The organism is Bacteroides sp. OF03-11BH (assembly GCF_003604005.1).
In the GTDB taxonomy this organism is placed as follows: domain Bacteria; phylum Bacteroidota; class Bacteroidia; order Bacteroidales; family Bacteroidaceae; genus Bacteroides; species Bacteroides ovatus.
Genome location: NZ_QTMW01000017.1, coordinates 65103 through 79246, shown reverse-complemented (window position 1 = coordinate 79246; position 14144 = coordinate 65103). Strand labels below are relative to the sequence as shown.

At 41.9% G+C, this 14144-nt stretch carries 12 protein-coding genes and 1 riboswitch; of the genes, 4 read left to right on the top strand and 8 right to left on the bottom strand.

Going from position 1 to position 14144, the window contains the following annotated elements; all coding sequences use genetic code 11:
- Window positions 1-4: 4 nt before the first annotated feature.
- Together DXA54_RS14270 and DXA54_RS14265 are read right to left on the bottom strand one after the other, a co-directional pair.
- Entirely contained in the window at window positions 5-1579 is a 1575-nt protein-coding gene (locus DXA54_RS14270; protein WP_004304193.1) for a ribonuclease E/G, read from the bottom strand.
- A 283-nt stretch (window positions 1580-1862) separates the two neighbouring features.
- Window positions 1863-2138 (bottom strand): HU family DNA-binding protein, encoded by a 276-nt coding sequence (locus DXA54_RS14265; protein WP_004300646.1) that lies wholly within the window; start codon window positions 2136-2138, stop codon window positions 1863-1865.
- 211 nt (window positions 2139-2349) lie between these two features.
- Between DXA54_RS14265 and mutY the strand changes: the two genes are divergently transcribed.
- The 4 genes from mutY to DXA54_RS14245 all read left to right on the top strand — a co-directional run bounded on the left by mutY (window position 2350) and on the right by DXA54_RS14245 (window position 6013).
- Window positions 2350-3399, top strand: a complete 1050-nt coding sequence (gene mutY / locus DXA54_RS14260; RefSeq protein ID WP_008774655.1) for an A/G-specific adenine glycosylase — start codon at window positions 2350-2352, stop codon at window positions 3397-3399.
- Between the two features lie 91 nt (window positions 3400-3490).
- Window positions 3491-3970, top strand: a complete 480-nt coding sequence (locus DXA54_RS14255) for a single-stranded DNA-binding protein (protein ID WP_004304191.1) — start codon at window positions 3491-3493, stop codon at window positions 3968-3970.
- A gap of 77 nt (window positions 3971-4047) precedes the next feature.
- On the top strand, window positions 4048-5403 hold the full coding sequence (locus DXA54_RS14250; protein ID WP_004300642.1) for a gliding motility-associated protein GldE: 1356 nt from the start codon (window positions 4048-4050) through the stop codon (window positions 5401-5403).
- Complete coding sequence (locus DXA54_RS14245) at window positions 5381-6013, top strand: 4'-phosphopantetheinyl transferase family protein (protein WP_004311252.1); 633 nt, start codon at window positions 5381-5383, stop codon at window positions 6011-6013. The genes DXA54_RS14250 and DXA54_RS14245 overlap by 23 nt, the downstream gene beginning before the upstream one ends.
- Before the next feature lie 161 nt (window positions 6014-6174).
- Here the strand turns inward: DXA54_RS14245 and DXA54_RS14240 are convergent, their stop codons facing one another.
- The 6 genes from DXA54_RS14240 to DXA54_RS14215 form a co-directional block, all read right to left on the bottom strand.
- Window positions 6175-6426, bottom strand: coding sequence for a (4Fe-4S)-binding protein (locus DXA54_RS14240; protein WP_243647656.1), 252 nt, complete (start codon window positions 6424-6426; stop codon window positions 6175-6177).
- Entirely contained in the window at window positions 6407-6709 is a 303-nt protein-coding gene (locus DXA54_RS14235; protein ID WP_008648722.1) for a GNAT family N-acetyltransferase, read from the bottom strand. The genes DXA54_RS14240 and DXA54_RS14235 overlap by 20 nt, the downstream gene beginning before the upstream one ends.
- Before the next feature lie 80 nt (window positions 6710-6789).
- Window positions 6790-8163 carry a tryptophanase gene (locus DXA54_RS14230; protein ID WP_008648721.1) on the bottom strand — a complete coding sequence of 458 codons (1374 nt, stop codon included), beginning with the start codon at window positions 8161-8163 and terminating at the stop codon, window positions 6790-6792.
- Between the two features lie 288 nt (window positions 8164-8451).
- Window positions 8452-9237, bottom strand: a complete 786-nt coding sequence (locus DXA54_RS14225; protein WP_008648720.1) for a DUF4465 domain-containing protein — start codon at window positions 9235-9237, stop codon at window positions 8452-8454.
- A gap of 36 nt (window positions 9238-9273) precedes the next feature.
- Window positions 9274-11247 (bottom strand): YncE family protein, encoded by a 1974-nt coding sequence (locus DXA54_RS14220; protein ID WP_032852546.1) that lies wholly within the window; start codon window positions 11245-11247, stop codon window positions 9274-9276.
- A gap of 23 nt (window positions 11248-11270) precedes the next feature.
- Entirely contained in the window at window positions 11271-13313 is a 2043-nt protein-coding gene (locus tag DXA54_RS14215; protein WP_008648718.1) for a TonB-dependent receptor plug domain-containing protein, read from the bottom strand.
- 183 nt (window positions 13314-13496) lie between these two features.
- Window positions 13497-13697, bottom strand: a riboswitch (cobalamin riboswitch).
- Between the last annotated feature and the right edge of the window lie 447 nt (window positions 13698-14144).

Sequence of the window (14144 nt, the reverse complement as noted above, 5' to 3'; positions counted from 1 at the left end):
CTGTCTATTTGATTTCGATTTCTTCCTTCATATCGATTTCTTCTCCATGTGTATCATAGAACACATATTGCAGAAATGCGAGTTTTTGACTTGGAATAATCTTGATACCGAATCCGTATTTCATTTGCCACTTCCGTTTCAGAGAAACGAGTCCCTGATTGATATAAGCGGCAACATACGGATGGACGTGTAACGAGAATTTCTTAACCTTCAGTTTATTGACCAGGTAATCAATTTTACTCTCCAAAGTGTCCGTAAAAAGAATGGACGACTTGATAGTGCCTTTGCCGAAGCAAGTAGGGCAGGTTTCGGTCGTGTTGACGTCCATTGCCGGACGCACACGTTGGCGTGTAATCTGCATTAGCCCGAATTTGCTAAGCGGCAGAATATTATGCCGTGCCCTGTCTTTCTGCATATTGGCACACATTCGTTCATAAAGCTTCTGACGGTTTTCGGCTTCATTCATATCGATGAAGTCCACGACAATGATACCACCCATGTCTCTTAATCGCAGTTGGCGGGCCAGCTCGTCGGCGGCTCCCAGATTTACTTCGAGTGCGTTACCTTCCTGCCCGTTGGCATTCTTGGTGCGATTACCGCTGTTCACGTCTACTACGTGAAGCGCCTCAGTGTGCTCAATAATCAGATAGGCACCACTCTTGTAAGAGACTGTTTTACCAAACGATGATTTAATCTGCTTGGTGATACCGAAATTGTCGTAAATGGGAAGTTGGCCTTTGTACAGTTTCACGATATTAGCCCGGTCGGGCGCAATCAGTGATACGTAATCCCTAATTTCATTGTACACAGCCTCGTCGTTGACGTGAATATTCTCAAATGATGGGTTGAAGAGGTCGCGCAACAAACCTACGGCGCGGCTGGTTTCTTCATAAATCAACGTCGGGTACTTGGTGGCTTTTTGTACTTTTACCATCGCATCTTCCCAATGCTTAACCAAAACTTTAAGCTCTCCGTCGAGTTCGGCTACGCGTTTGCCTTCGGCTACCGTGCGGACAATGACACCAAAGTTTTTAGGCTTGATGCTCATCAGCAGTTGTTTAAGGCGGGCGCGCTCTTCGCTCGATTTAATTTTTTGTGAAACAGAAACCTTATCATTGAAAGGGATCAGTACGAGATAGCGTCCGGCAAACGAAATTTCGGACGTCAGTCGCGGTCCCTTAGTGGAGATCGGTTCCTTAACGATTTGCACCACTACTTCTTGTCCTACTTTGAGGGTGTTGGATACAGTTCCATCCTTGTCAAGGTCGGGAAGCAGGGTTGCTTTGCTGATGGAGGTCAGCTTCTTTTTGTCGCTTAAAGTCTGCTTTACAAACTTTTCGAGTGAGTTAAATTGAGGACCCAAGTCTAAATAATGAAGGAAAGCGTCTTTCTCGTAACCGACGTCTACAAAGCATGCATTTAGTCCGGGCATCAATTTCTTGATACGTCCCAAATACATATTGCCCACAGAGAAAGAAATATTTCTTCCTTCGCTTTGAAGTTCCACCAGGCTCTTATCTTCGAGAAGGGCGATGGAGACCTCTTTGGGCTGTACGTCAACTACTAGTTCATTTGTCACTGTTTTGTTTCCTTATTATTGATTGAATCTCGTTTATATGAACAACTTTTTTGACAAATTGTTCATTTTGGGTTAGCTACTTAAACAAAGAACAAACTTGAAAGACATTAGCTTCGCAAGTTTGTTCTTTATTTCTGTGTGATCCAGACTTAAAAATTATTTTTTGCTTTTATGTCTGTTCTTTCTTAGTCTTTTTTTACGCTTGTGCGTAGACATTTTATGTCTTTTTTTCTTTTTTCCGCTTGGCATAGCTTCACATTTTATGGGTTAATACTCTTGTTTATTATTTCTTTACTGAAATTGTAAATGTCTTAGCCGGTTTGAAAGCCGGAATGTTGTGCTCCGGAATAATGATCGTAGTGTTTTTAGAAATGTTACGAGCAGTTTTCTGTGCTCTTTTCTTTACTACGAAACTACCAAACCCACGCAGGTATACGTTCTCATCGTTAGACAGTGAATCCTTTACTGCATCCATAAATGCCTCAACTGTTGTAAGAACTGTCTGCTTATCAATCCCAGTTTTCTTTGTAATCTCGTTTACAATATCTGCTTTAGTCATTTTTCCTTAAAAAAAATATTATTACTATGTTATTGCTAATTTTTTGGACTGCAAATATATAGCTTTTTAAGCTCCTAAAAAAATATATTCTGCACATTTTTCTAAAAAAATAGTGGCATAGGGTTTTCTTAGAGCTAAAAGAGTTACTTTTGTGTGCCTTTTGAGTAGGATATACAAGATAAATGTTAGATAATACATTAGGAATGAGGATATGAACGAGTTTACGAAAACGATTGTAGAGTGGTATGAAGAGAATAAACGTGAACTGCCCTGGAGGGAGTCTGCCGATCCGTATCTGATCTGGATTTCGGAGATTATTCTTCAACAGACGCGGGTGGCGCAGGGGTATGATTATTTTCTTCGCTTTATCAAGCGTTTTCCCGATGTACAGACTTTGGCTGCTGCGGATGAGGACGAGGTGATGAAGTATTGGCAGGGGTTGGGGTATTATTCGCGTGCCCGCAATCTTCATGCTGCCGCTAAAAGCATGAATGGTGTTTTCCCGAAAACATATCCGGAAGTGCTGGCTCTGAAAGGAGTGGGGGGGTACACGGCGGCAGCTATCTGTTCGTTTGCTTACGGTATGCCTTATGCGGTGGTGGATGGTAATGTGTATCGGGTGCTTTCACGTTATTTCGGTATAGATACTCCGATTGATTCGACGGAAGGAAAGAAACTTTTTGCAGCATTGGCAGATGAGATGTTGGATAAGAAGCATCCGGCTGTTTACAATCAGGGGATAATGGATTTCGGAGCGATTCAGTGTACTCCGCAGTCGCCCAACTGTTTGTTTTGTCCCTTGGCAGGCGGTTGCTCGGCACTTTCGAAGGGGTTAGTGACAAAGCTTCCGGTGAAACAGCATAAAACAAAGACTACCAACCGTTACTTCAATTATATTTATGTACGTGCGGGCGCGTATACCTTTATAAATAAACGAACAGGAAATGATATTTGGAAGAATCTGTTCGAATTGCCATTGATAGAGACTCCGACGGCTCTTTCGGAGGAAGAGTTTCTTGCTTTGCCGGAATTCCGTACATTCTTTGCATCGGGGGAAGTGCCGGTGGTGCGTTCTGTTTGCAGGGAAGTGAAGCATGTGTTGTCTCACCGGGTGATTTATGCTAATCTGTATGAAGTAACATTATCTGAAAATTTGACTTCTTTCGGTGATTTCCAGAAAATAAAAGTGGAGGAACTGGAGCAGTACGCTATTTCAAGGCTGGTGCAAACTCTGCTGCAAGCACTAAATGGCAAGTATTAAGTTTTAATACTTAAAATTCTTGCATCCTATTGTTATTCTGTTTAATTTTGGCAGCAGATTTAATTTTAAGAATCATAAACTTGATACAGATATGTCAGTAAATAGAGTGATATTGGTAGGAAATGTAGGACAAGATCCTCGGGTGAAATACTTCGATACAGGTTCGGCAGTAGCAACTTTCCCATTGGCTACGACGGATCGTGGATATACGTTGGCTAATGGAACCCAGATTCCCGAAAGAACAGAGTGGCATAATATCGTTGCATCTAACCGTTTGGCGGAGATTGTAGATAAATATGTGCACAAAGGTGACAAGCTGTATCTGGAAGGGAAGATAAGAACGCGTTCTTACAGTGACCAGTCGGGTGCTATGCGCTATATCACCGAAATTTATGTGGATAATATGGAAATGTTGTCTCCGAAAGGAGCCAACCCGGGTGCGGGAGCTTCTGCTTCCGGACAGCCTGCTATGGGACAGCAGCAACAACCGGTTGCCGGCCAGCCGCAACAAACGCAGCAGTCGCAGGCGCAACCTGTACAAGATAATCCGGCAGATGATTTGCCGTTCTAAATAATGTGATAGTGTGCCAATCGATTTTTTCTAACTCATTGGCACATTATCTTTTGTTTAACTAAAATATAAACTCTTTGGACTCAGATGGTTATTTAAGCCAATTGGCTGACATTTTCAACGGTATTACCGTAAACACTCCTTCTATCTCTGCTATTATTGCCATAGCGCTGGCAGGTGTGCTCCTGCTTGCTTCCGGTTTTGCTTCGGCTTCCGAAATAGCTTTTTTCTCGCTATCTCCTTCTGATCGGAATGATATTGATGAGCGCAATCATCCTTCCGACGATAAAATAAGTGCTCTTCTTGGGGACACCGAACGTCTCTTGGCAACGATATTGATTACGAACAATTTTGTGAATGTGACCATTATCATGCTCTGCAATTTCTTCTTTATGAATGTGTTTGTTTTCCATTCTCCGTTGGCAGAGTTCCTGATACTGACCGTCATCCTGACCTTCCTCCTGTTGTTGTTCGGTGAAATTATGCCTAAGATTTATTCGGCACAGAAAACATTGGCCTTTTGCCGTTTTTCGGCACCGGGAATTTACTTTCTGGAAAAGGTATTCCGTCCGATAGCTACTGTGCTTGTGCGTTCGACAACTTTTCTGAATAAGCATTTTGTGAAGAAGAGCCACAATATTTCTGTGGATGAACTGTCGCACGCGTTGGAACTGACGGATAAAGCAGAGCTTTCTGAAGAGAACAATATTCTGGAGGGAATTATCCGTTTCGGTGGGGAAACCGTGAAGGAGGTGATGACATCACGTCTGGATATGGTCGATCTGGATATCCGTACATCTTTCAAGGAGGTGATGCAATGTATCATTGAAAATGCTTATTCACGTATTCCTATCTATTCCGGTTCACGGGACAATATTAAAGGGGTGCTGTATATTAAAGACCTTCTGCCTCATGTCAATAAGGGGGATAATTTCCGTTGGCAGTCATTGATTCGCCCGGCTTATTTTGTGCCGGAGACGAAGATGATTGATGATTTGCTGCGTGACTTCCAGGCGAATAAGATTCATATTGCTATCGTTGTGGATGAGTTTGGAGGAACTTCCGGGCTGGTAACGATGGAGGATATTATCGAAGAGATTGTAGGTGAGATTCACGACGAATACGATGATGAAGAGCGTACATACGTTGTTTTGAATGACCATACCTGGATATTTGAAGCGAAAACGCAATTGACGGATTTCTATAAGATTGCAAAAGTAGACGAAGACGAATTTGAAAAGGTGGTGGGTGATGCAGATACATTGGCAGGTATGTTGCTCGAAATTAAAGGTGAATTCCCGGCGCTGCATGAGAAAGTGACGTATCACAATTATGAGTTTGAAGTGCTCGAAATGGATAGTCGCCGTATATTGAAAGTTAAGTTTACAATTCTGCCGAAAGAAATGGAAGATGGCGTCGTTTCTGCAGTATAAGACGAATGGCATACAGTGGGCTGTCTGGAAGATGGAAGAGTCTTTGGATGCTTTATTGCTTCTTTTGCCCGGTGCGCGAAGAGCTTTCTGTGAGCAGGAATTGAATCGCTTTGTCTCCGAACGTCGTAAGATGGAATGGTTGTCGGTTCGTGTTCTGTTGTATTCCATGTTGCAGGAGGATAAGGAAATCGGTTACTCTCCCGAGGGGAAACCTTATCTCACAGATCATTCTTTTTTTATCAGTATTTCTCATACGAAAGGTTATGTGGCGGTGATGCTTGCTTCTTCGGTTCCGGTAGGCATTGACATTGAACAATATGCCCAACGGGTTCACAAGGTATGCGACCGCTATGTCCGTCCTGACGAGCAAGTAGAATCTTATCAGGGAGATATAACTTGGGGGCTGTTATTGCATTGGTCGGCAAAGGAAGCTGTTTTCAAGCGGATGGAAAATGCGGATGCTGATCTTCGTAAACTCCGGCTGACGCATTTTATTCCTCAAGAGGAGGGGACGTTTCAGGTTCAGGAGTTAGTTACGGCGCAGCAAGAACTTTATTCTGTCGGTTATCGTATTTGTCCGGACTTTGTATTGACGTGGACATTGAATTGAACGGACGAGGAAATGTGTGAGGCTCTTTTCTCGGTGTGTTATCATTGTCCGAATGTAGTGTCTTTCTAAAACGAAAAATGAGACTGCCTCATTTTTTTATTTTGAAGCAATCTCATTTTTATGAATTCAAAGCCTTTCAAGCGAAGTCTTTCACTATTGGGTTATTTCTCTTTTTTATTAAGTCGATAGCTCAATGCTCCTGACGGACATTTGCCGATTTGTGCAATTAATTCTTCTGTTGTCGCATTTTCAATCTGCACCCAGGGTCTTTCTTTGGGATGATAAACATTGGGTAGCATCTTTACACATATTCCGGCGTGCTGACATAATTCAGGCTGCCACACAATGGTCAGTTCACCATTGGTATATTCATTTTTTTTCCCATATATGTATTTATTTAATATGAATACCACGCATTACAATTCGCTTCCATTCCGGATGTTTGTGAATATATCCGGCTACAAACGGGCAAAGCGGTACCAGGCGTAGACCTTGTCGCTCGATGTCTGCCAATGCTTTTTCCGCAAGTTGTGAGCCTACTCCCTTGCCGCCTAATGAGGCGGGTACTTCGGTATGTACAAGGTATATTTCTCCATTGCTTGATTTGATATAGTCTATTTCAGCTATTTTGCCATCGATCTGAAACTCATACCGATGTTTTTCTTCGTTGTCTATTAATTTATAATCTTCTGCCATAATTTTTACGTATTAAGTTCGATTATAATATAAACACTTGGGGAACACTTTTGTTTTACGCGAACAAATATTCTCCAAGTTTATAATCTTTCCAATTGAACTGTGAAGTGTCTCATTAAGGGAGCTTCCCAGGCGATACGTACTCCATGAGTGATGCTTTCTCTGCGTTCATATACATTTTTGAGGGCGGCAGCTATTACATTCATGTGATTGTCGGTATATACTCTGCGGGGGATTGCGAGGCGAAGTAGGTCAAGGCCGTTAAAGCGATTTTCATGGGTCACCGGATCACGGTCGGCAAGGATATAACCGATTTCGCATCCACGGATACCGGCTTCCAGGTAGAGCTCTACGGTTAGCGTCTGCGCCGGGAATTCTTCTTGAGGAACATGTGTCAGCACTTTAGGCGCATCAATGAAGATGGCGTGTCCTCCGGCCGGACGTTGGTAAGGGATTCCGTATTCATCCAGTTTCTTTGCCAGGTATTCCACTTGTTTGATACGTGTTTCGAGGTTGTCGAATTCGGTGTTTTCGTCCAGTCCGATGGCGAGGGCGTTCATATCCCGTCCATTCATGCCTCCGTAGGTAAGATAGCCTTCGTATTGTACACAGAAGCCTTTTGCACCTTCATACCAGTCTGCACGCCGCGTGGCAATAAATCCGCCCATATTGACGATTCCGTCTTTCTTGGCGCTCATTGTCATGCCATCGGCAAGAGAGAACATTTCCCGTGTGATTTCTTTGATAGTTTTGTCTCGGTAACCTTCTTCGCGCATTTTGATGAAGTAGGCATTCTCGGCAAAACGTGCAGAGTCGAAAAGTACGGGTTTGCCATATTTGTCGGCGATGGCACGTACTTCGTACAGGTTTTGCATAGAGACGGGTTGTCCTCCGGCTGTATTGTTGGTGATGGTGACGATGATAAAAGGAATCCGTTCAGCGTATTCTGTGAGGGCTTTCTGTAATTTATCAGGGTCTATATTTCCTTTAAACGGTATTTCTAGTTGGGTTTGTTTGGCTGCATCGATGGTGCAGTCTAATGCGATGGCATGACGTCCCTCGATGTGGCCTTTGGTGGTGTCAAAATGTGAGTTGCCGGGCACAATATCTCCTTCATGTACCAAATAAGAGAAAAGAACATTTTCAGCGGCACGTCCCTGATGGGTTGGTATGATGTATTCAAATCCTGTTAGTTTCGTAATCATCTCTTTCAACTTGAAGAATGAGGTCGCTCCGGCATAGCTTTCATCACCTAGCATCATTCCCGCCCATTGACGGTCGCTCATCGCTCCGGTACCGGAGTCGGTGATGAGATCGATATAAACTTGTTCTGATTTGAGTTGAAAGACATTATAATGTGCTTCTTTAATCCATTGCTCACGCTCTTCACGTGTGCTTTTCCGGATGGGTTCTACCATCTTGATTTTCCATGATTCAGCAAAAGGTAATTTCATTGTTGTAGATTTATAGTTTAGGTCGACGAATGTAGCTAAAATCTGCGTGATTAACAAATATATGATGACTTTTTGTAAGTTGTGGCTGATGGAATTATTTCTCCGTAGGCTAGTGATATATCAATTTGTGGTAAGAAGATATAAAGAGAGCCGGATCCCTTAAAAGGATATCCGGCTCTTTAAAATTATGCATTCGATTGAGTATGATTATAAGTTTGATTATTGGTAATCAATAGGCTGATTAAAAATAAATATATAATAGGTTGAGGTCAATCGAGCAGTGGTTATTTAGTCTTCGATAGTGATACCGTCAAGACAGAAGTAGGTCGGTGTCAATGGACCGTATTCATTCTTTTTGGTAGATGTTAATGAGAATTTTAGTCCTTTCGTTTCTCCCAATGAAGTTAGATCTACCCATTTCCATTGATCGAGGAGATTGGTTCCTTCTGCCAAATAACAATCTACGTGCATTGTTTTATCATAATTGTAGATAGTAAGTTTGAATGAGTCGTTGCTTCCGAATATTTCTTCTTCACCATAATATCCAGTTCCTTCTTTCATACTGCTATAAGCATAGACACTGTTTGTTACATATAGTCCTTTTACTCTATAGTCTTCCAGTTCATTAGGGTTGTCGTGATCTCTGAATCGTATTGCGGCTTCTTTATCAGAATTCTTTCCGATTTTATATCCGGCAGCTCCAACGATAACGTATGTATTATTGATTACCCCTTTTTGGGTGATAGCGCGATAATCATAGCTTGCGAAGTCTGGACAATCTTCTACTGTACAATTCGTAAATGCAAAGCTATCTGAATAGAAACCGTATGTTGAAGATACACAGTCAAATTCAAAGATTCCACTTGCGTCAGTTAACAGATTGTATTTATAGTTAGTTGTTCCCCACTCACTACTTACTGACCATGAATCATCCGGATTTTCTTGATCGCCCATGTCGAGTGTATGAGTTTCGTAATTAGGCAAGCTAAGTATGTATGTTTTTGTATCGTCATCATCGCTACAGCCACAAAATATAAATACTGATAATAGTAATAATAAGGATAATTTTTTCATGTTCTTTTCTAATTTTAGTTATTAATAAATTGTTGATTATTTTTTGAAATGTAAGTTTTCAACGGTTGTGACTTCGGTTGATATTTCACCCATTTGTCCTGCGTCTTGGTTAACTGCAGTCATAATCTTAACGAAATCTATTTGATCCAAGTCGGCTGGTGTGCCGTTACTGTCCACAGCCCAATCTATCTTGAAATTACTGCCTTCCTTGGTGTTGGGATGGTTGTCTGCATATCCCCATGGATAACAATATCCTACCCATAATCCATTTTCTAAGACAGCATTATCTTTTAGGCGTGTTCCCTGAAATGTGATTTCATCATCTTCTATCCAAAGTGGATAATAGGATTCCTGATTATGGTAACTGTTGCGGAGAATATATCCTTCGTTTTTTTTATTATCCTTCCAGAAAACATTTTGGTTGGCTAGGTTCGGACGGTAATAGGTTATTTCATATTCTCGGGTTTCTGTATCTTTCCCGTATTCGCTGCCTTTCAGTTCATACCATTCGTCATCAGGTTTTCCATTACCGTTTGCATCTTTGGATACGAATACAATTCCCGGTTCGGCACTTCCTCCCAGTTTTCCTGTTCCGGTTTTGGAATTGTAGTAAGCATTACCTCTTACTTTGAAGTCATATTCTCCCGTTACATTCGGAATGGGCTGTGGGAATCCTAAAACAATGTAGCCACCGAATCCTCCTAATGTAATAAGCGATTTTTGCTGGATTCTGCGGGTTGCTTCTTCCAATATTTCATCGTAGGTAAATCCATCCTTGTATGCTGATGTGGTAGTATTGATAAATTGTCCGGGAGCAGGGCGGTATTCCCATACTTTATTGGCGAAAGCTAGAGGGTTTTCCGTGTCATCGTCATTGTCGTCAATATTGCTTTGTGAGGCTTTGTCACTGAATACGATGGTATTCGGGTTAAGTCCGATGTTGTTTAGGCGAAACATGAGTTGTCCTTGTTGGTTGAAACAAAGTAAGTCGCCGTAAGTGGTGTAATCGCGTGCTTCGGTGATATATACATTGTTGCTGTAAGGGTTGATATTGATACCGTAAGGTGTCTTTATCACAGTTCCATCGGTTATGAAATTCTCACGGATTGTTTCTTCTGTTTTCAGATTGAACATCTTGATAGAAGAAGTCTGTGTGGTGTAGTTGTAATTATATAGGTAGGCTATGTCTCCGTCGATGGCGAAGTTTTGCACTTTCTCGTTACATTGAGTGACTTTGTTTGTCCGGCAGTCTATCTTGACGAAATTATAATCTCCGGCTTCTATATCTCCGCCACGGGTGGCTACATAGACGGTTTCATCCGGACCTGCTATTATTTTACCGGGATTCGGGCCTACTATAATTTTGCTACTCTCTTTGAATGTGGCAATATCGACAACGGATACTGTATTATCTACACCCAGCCCTGATGAATAATCCAATCCGCCGGAATTGGAAATATATAGCTTTTCGTTTTGTACACAAATGCCGTCAGGGTTACGTCCCACTGTTGTGATAGCATCTATGGAGAGGGAAGTTGTGTCTATACGCGCAACGGTTCCGTCATAGGAACATACGTATGCTTTTTCTTTATGAAAAGTGATATAGCGTGGTTGGCGGGAACTCCCATTTTCTGCCTGCATCTGAATTTGTTTCACTGAGGTTCCTGTACGAAAATCTATCACTTCTACTGTACTGGAGATGTTGACTACGACATACACCTTGCTTCCATAAATAGCCATATCGTTGGCTGTATCTCCTAATCCCCGGTGGTTGACTGCTTTGAAGTAATCACGAACCATTTGTTGATTACCGAAAGAGAAACGTGCTAATGAGCTGTTATTCTGATTGAACAGTCCTTCACATAATACATATAATTCAGCGGTACCTGTTTCTGTCGGATCACCCATAATGCCTGATGTGAAAGGTTTGTCTTCCATGTCATCACATGCCATGAATAACAAGATCGATGACAGCCAGCACCAGAATATATATATTAATTTCCTTTTCACGTCAATATCTTATTTTATAATATTTAATATCTTATTTTTATTGTTGCTCTTACAGATCGTCCGGGCATTGGGAAGTATTTCACAATCTCGTAATTCTTGTCCATCAGGTTCAGTACTTCCAAGCTGAAAGAGGTGGTGACTTTTCTTATCAGGAAATCACGGCTTGCAGAAATACTGTGGTCGCTATAACTATCTAATCTGTTTTCGGCAATGTTTTGTCCCAACGCATAGCGCTTTCCTGAAAATAGGAATGAGTAGGACAGATTGATCCATGGTGTTTCGATACCTGCCTGCCCCGAAGCGGAGACGCGGGGAGTGTAGGCTATCTGGTGTTTGTATGTTGATTCATACGTGTTTGGATCGGGGGGGGTAACGTCTAATGCTCGTTGGTATGTATAGTTACCCGAGAGGTTGATGCGGATTTTTTCCCAAGGTTGGAGAGAGAGGCTTCCTGTAATATCAATGCCTTTGATGTCAACCTGTCCCAGGTTTTTCATGCTCCATACTGCAAGGTTCTTGGTAGGGTAAGCGATGATTTTATCTGTTACCTTATTATAATAAGCGTCGACGGTTGCTGACAAATAGGGTAGGAACGGACATACATTCTTGCTGTATGTCAGTCCGATATTGTATTGTTTGGCTTTTTCCGGCTTTAGTTGTGTGTTTCCTACTTCTTCGTAATATAAGTCGTTGAAACTTGCCAGGCGGAAAATGTCTTTATAGAAGAAGCGTACACGGAATTCTTCATTATGAAAAGGTTTGAATGCGGCACTTACATAAGGGGTTAATTTACGGTGATTGCCGGCACTGCCGCCTTTCTTTACATCTTCATTGATAATGGTTGCTAATGCGGATGCGGAGATTGTTAACCAGTCATTCACGTATTTGCCGGCGAATGCCGTTAGCCATGAATAGCGCGTGGGTTGTACAAAGTTGTTTAGATCGGCGTTCATGGTGTTGATGCTTCCGTCGGTGGAAAGAGAGAATGAGAGGTTGTTCAACAGTCTGTATAGTACAGAAGCGGAAAGGTAATATTCTTGCTGGTAGTAGCTGTTTTCTGTTTTCTTTAATGAGTTCTTTGTATCGGGGTCTAGGTAACGTTGATAGCTCCAATTCCACTTGGCAGAGGTTTGGAATACCCATTGTTGGCTGAATTCTTTCTTGTATTGACTTTGTATGAAAGTGTTTTTATCCCACAGGTGTTGGGTAGAATGGTCGTTGTAGAAAGTGGTAGCTTTGGGTAGTCCCCGGGAGGATTGGAAGTAATAGGCTTTCAACCGCCATTGTTCTTTATCGGAGAAGTTACCGTAAAGTCCGGCTTCAGCACGGAATGTTTGTACGTCTGTATTCTTCCGTTTCTCACGTGAGGACAGATCTCCTTCTGCACTTCCATAGCGCAGTGTATATGGATAATGTCCGTCAGAAGACATCCATTCGCCATTGACTGACATGCGCCATGTTTTATTGAATTGTTGTTCCAGCAGGAGGGAGGGATTGACTAATCCCCAGGAACCTGTTTTGAAAGCTCCTGCTATGTTGGTCTTTTTGTCTTTTGTGAACTGTGGGGTAAGTGTCTGGATATTCAAGATACCTGCTGCTGCAAAGAAGCGGGCGGGCTGGAAAATGTTGTCACTTTGACCATTGCTTAAAGAGAGTTGGTCAACATTATCAAGCGAGAAACGCCCGATGTCGATTTGTCCCGTTTGGCAATCGGTTAGGGTGATCCCGTCATAGCCAACAGCGGTATGTTGTGCTCCCAGGCTTCGTATGGATACTGTTTTTAGTCCGCCAATACCTCCGTAGTCTTTTACGGTCACTCCGGCAAAGTGTTTCACTGCGTCGGATACTTGCAGGGCGTGCAGGTTTTTCAGGGCGTCTTTGGAGAATACTTGCAGGGGAGCGGTAGAACGTACTTCGCGAGTCTGATAGATATCTGATACTGTTATTTCAGGAATAGAATATGTATGTGTCGTATCTACCTTTTGCTGTTGTGCAAAAAGTGGTATGGATAAGAATTGGCAGCAGAATACTGCAAAGATCATTTTCTTAAATGTTCTCTCTTTCATTTATTCCTTATTTCAGTCTGTTGCTATTTAAAAGTGTCCGGGCGAAATCCCTTCGACCGGACACGCATAAATAAACTTGGCAGAGTTTATTCGTTTTAACACACTTTCTCTGAATTAGAGTGATGAATGAAATGATAGACGACTTGTCCGGTTCATTAGACTCAACGCTTTTTCCTCGAAAGCAGTGAAACATAATTGCATGGTAGGTCTTCTGACTTATTCCTGTTACAAACGCCTTCCCAGATTATTCTCCAGTGGCAATGAGTGAATTGCTTGTAACATGCATGGAACTTACAGCAGCGGGACTGTTCAGGATTTACACCTGATTCCCTTTTAATTGCTTCCCCCGTAAGGGAGTCGCAAACCAATGCGGGACAAAGATAGGGAGTTTATTTGTTTTTTCCAAGTTGGGGGATATTCTTTTTCTTTCGTCCTGATACGAAAGAGAAAGAACCAACTTGTTTTCTTCGATATTTTCTGTATTTTTGTAAATGAGACTGTCACTTATTACAAAATTTACCAAATTAGCGGATTTTAGAGGCGGGTATTGAGTTGCCCGCCTTTTTTTATTTGTTTGACATAAGATTAGCTTTTAAAAAGTATCTTTGTCTATGTCCAACGTTGGACGTATGAAACAGATTTATTGAAACATAATTGGTCGTTTTTTATAGGTGGATGCAGCGGTATCCACCTATTTTGTTCCTTACTGCACGGTTTTGAACTAATTCATTTCGGTATGGTTTTGAAGCAAATGATACTTTAGCAAACAAGTATTGAAACGGTAGCCCGTGAAATAATATAGAATTTACCTAACGTACAAACGTACGTTAC

What these genes read in the sequence shown, in the direction of transcription:
- DXA54_RS14265 (WP_004300646.1), bottom strand. Translation starts at nt 2,138, where the DNA reads ATGACTAAAGCAGATATTGTAAACGAGATTACAAAGAAAACTGGGATT.
- mutY (WP_008774655.1), top strand. Translation starts at nt 2,350, where the DNA reads ATGAACGAGTTTACGAAAACGATTGTAGAGTGGTATGAAGAGAATAAA.
- DXA54_RS14255 (WP_004304191.1), top strand. Translation starts at nt 3,491, where the DNA reads ATGTCAGTAAATAGAGTGATATTGGTAGGAAATGTAGGACAAGATCCT.
- DXA54_RS14245 (WP_004311252.1), top strand. Translation starts at nt 5,381, where the DNA reads ATGGCGTCGTTTCTGCAGTATAAGACGAATGGCATACAGTGGGCTGTC.
- DXA54_RS14235 (WP_008648722.1), bottom strand. Translation starts at nt 6,709, where the DNA reads ATGGCAGAAGATTATAAATTAATAGACAACGAAGAAAAACATCGGTAT.
- DXA54_RS14230 (WP_008648721.1), bottom strand. Translation starts at nt 8,163, where the DNA reads ATGAAATTACCTTTTGCTGAATCATGGAAAATCAAGATGGTAGAACCC.
- DXA54_RS14225 (WP_008648720.1), bottom strand. Translation starts at nt 9,237, where the DNA reads ATGAAAAAATTATCCTTATTATTACTATTATCAGTATTTATATTTTGT.
- DXA54_RS14215 (WP_008648718.1), bottom strand. Translation starts at nt 13,313, where the DNA reads ATGAAAGAGAGAACATTTAAGAAAATGATCTTTGCAGTATTCTGCTGC.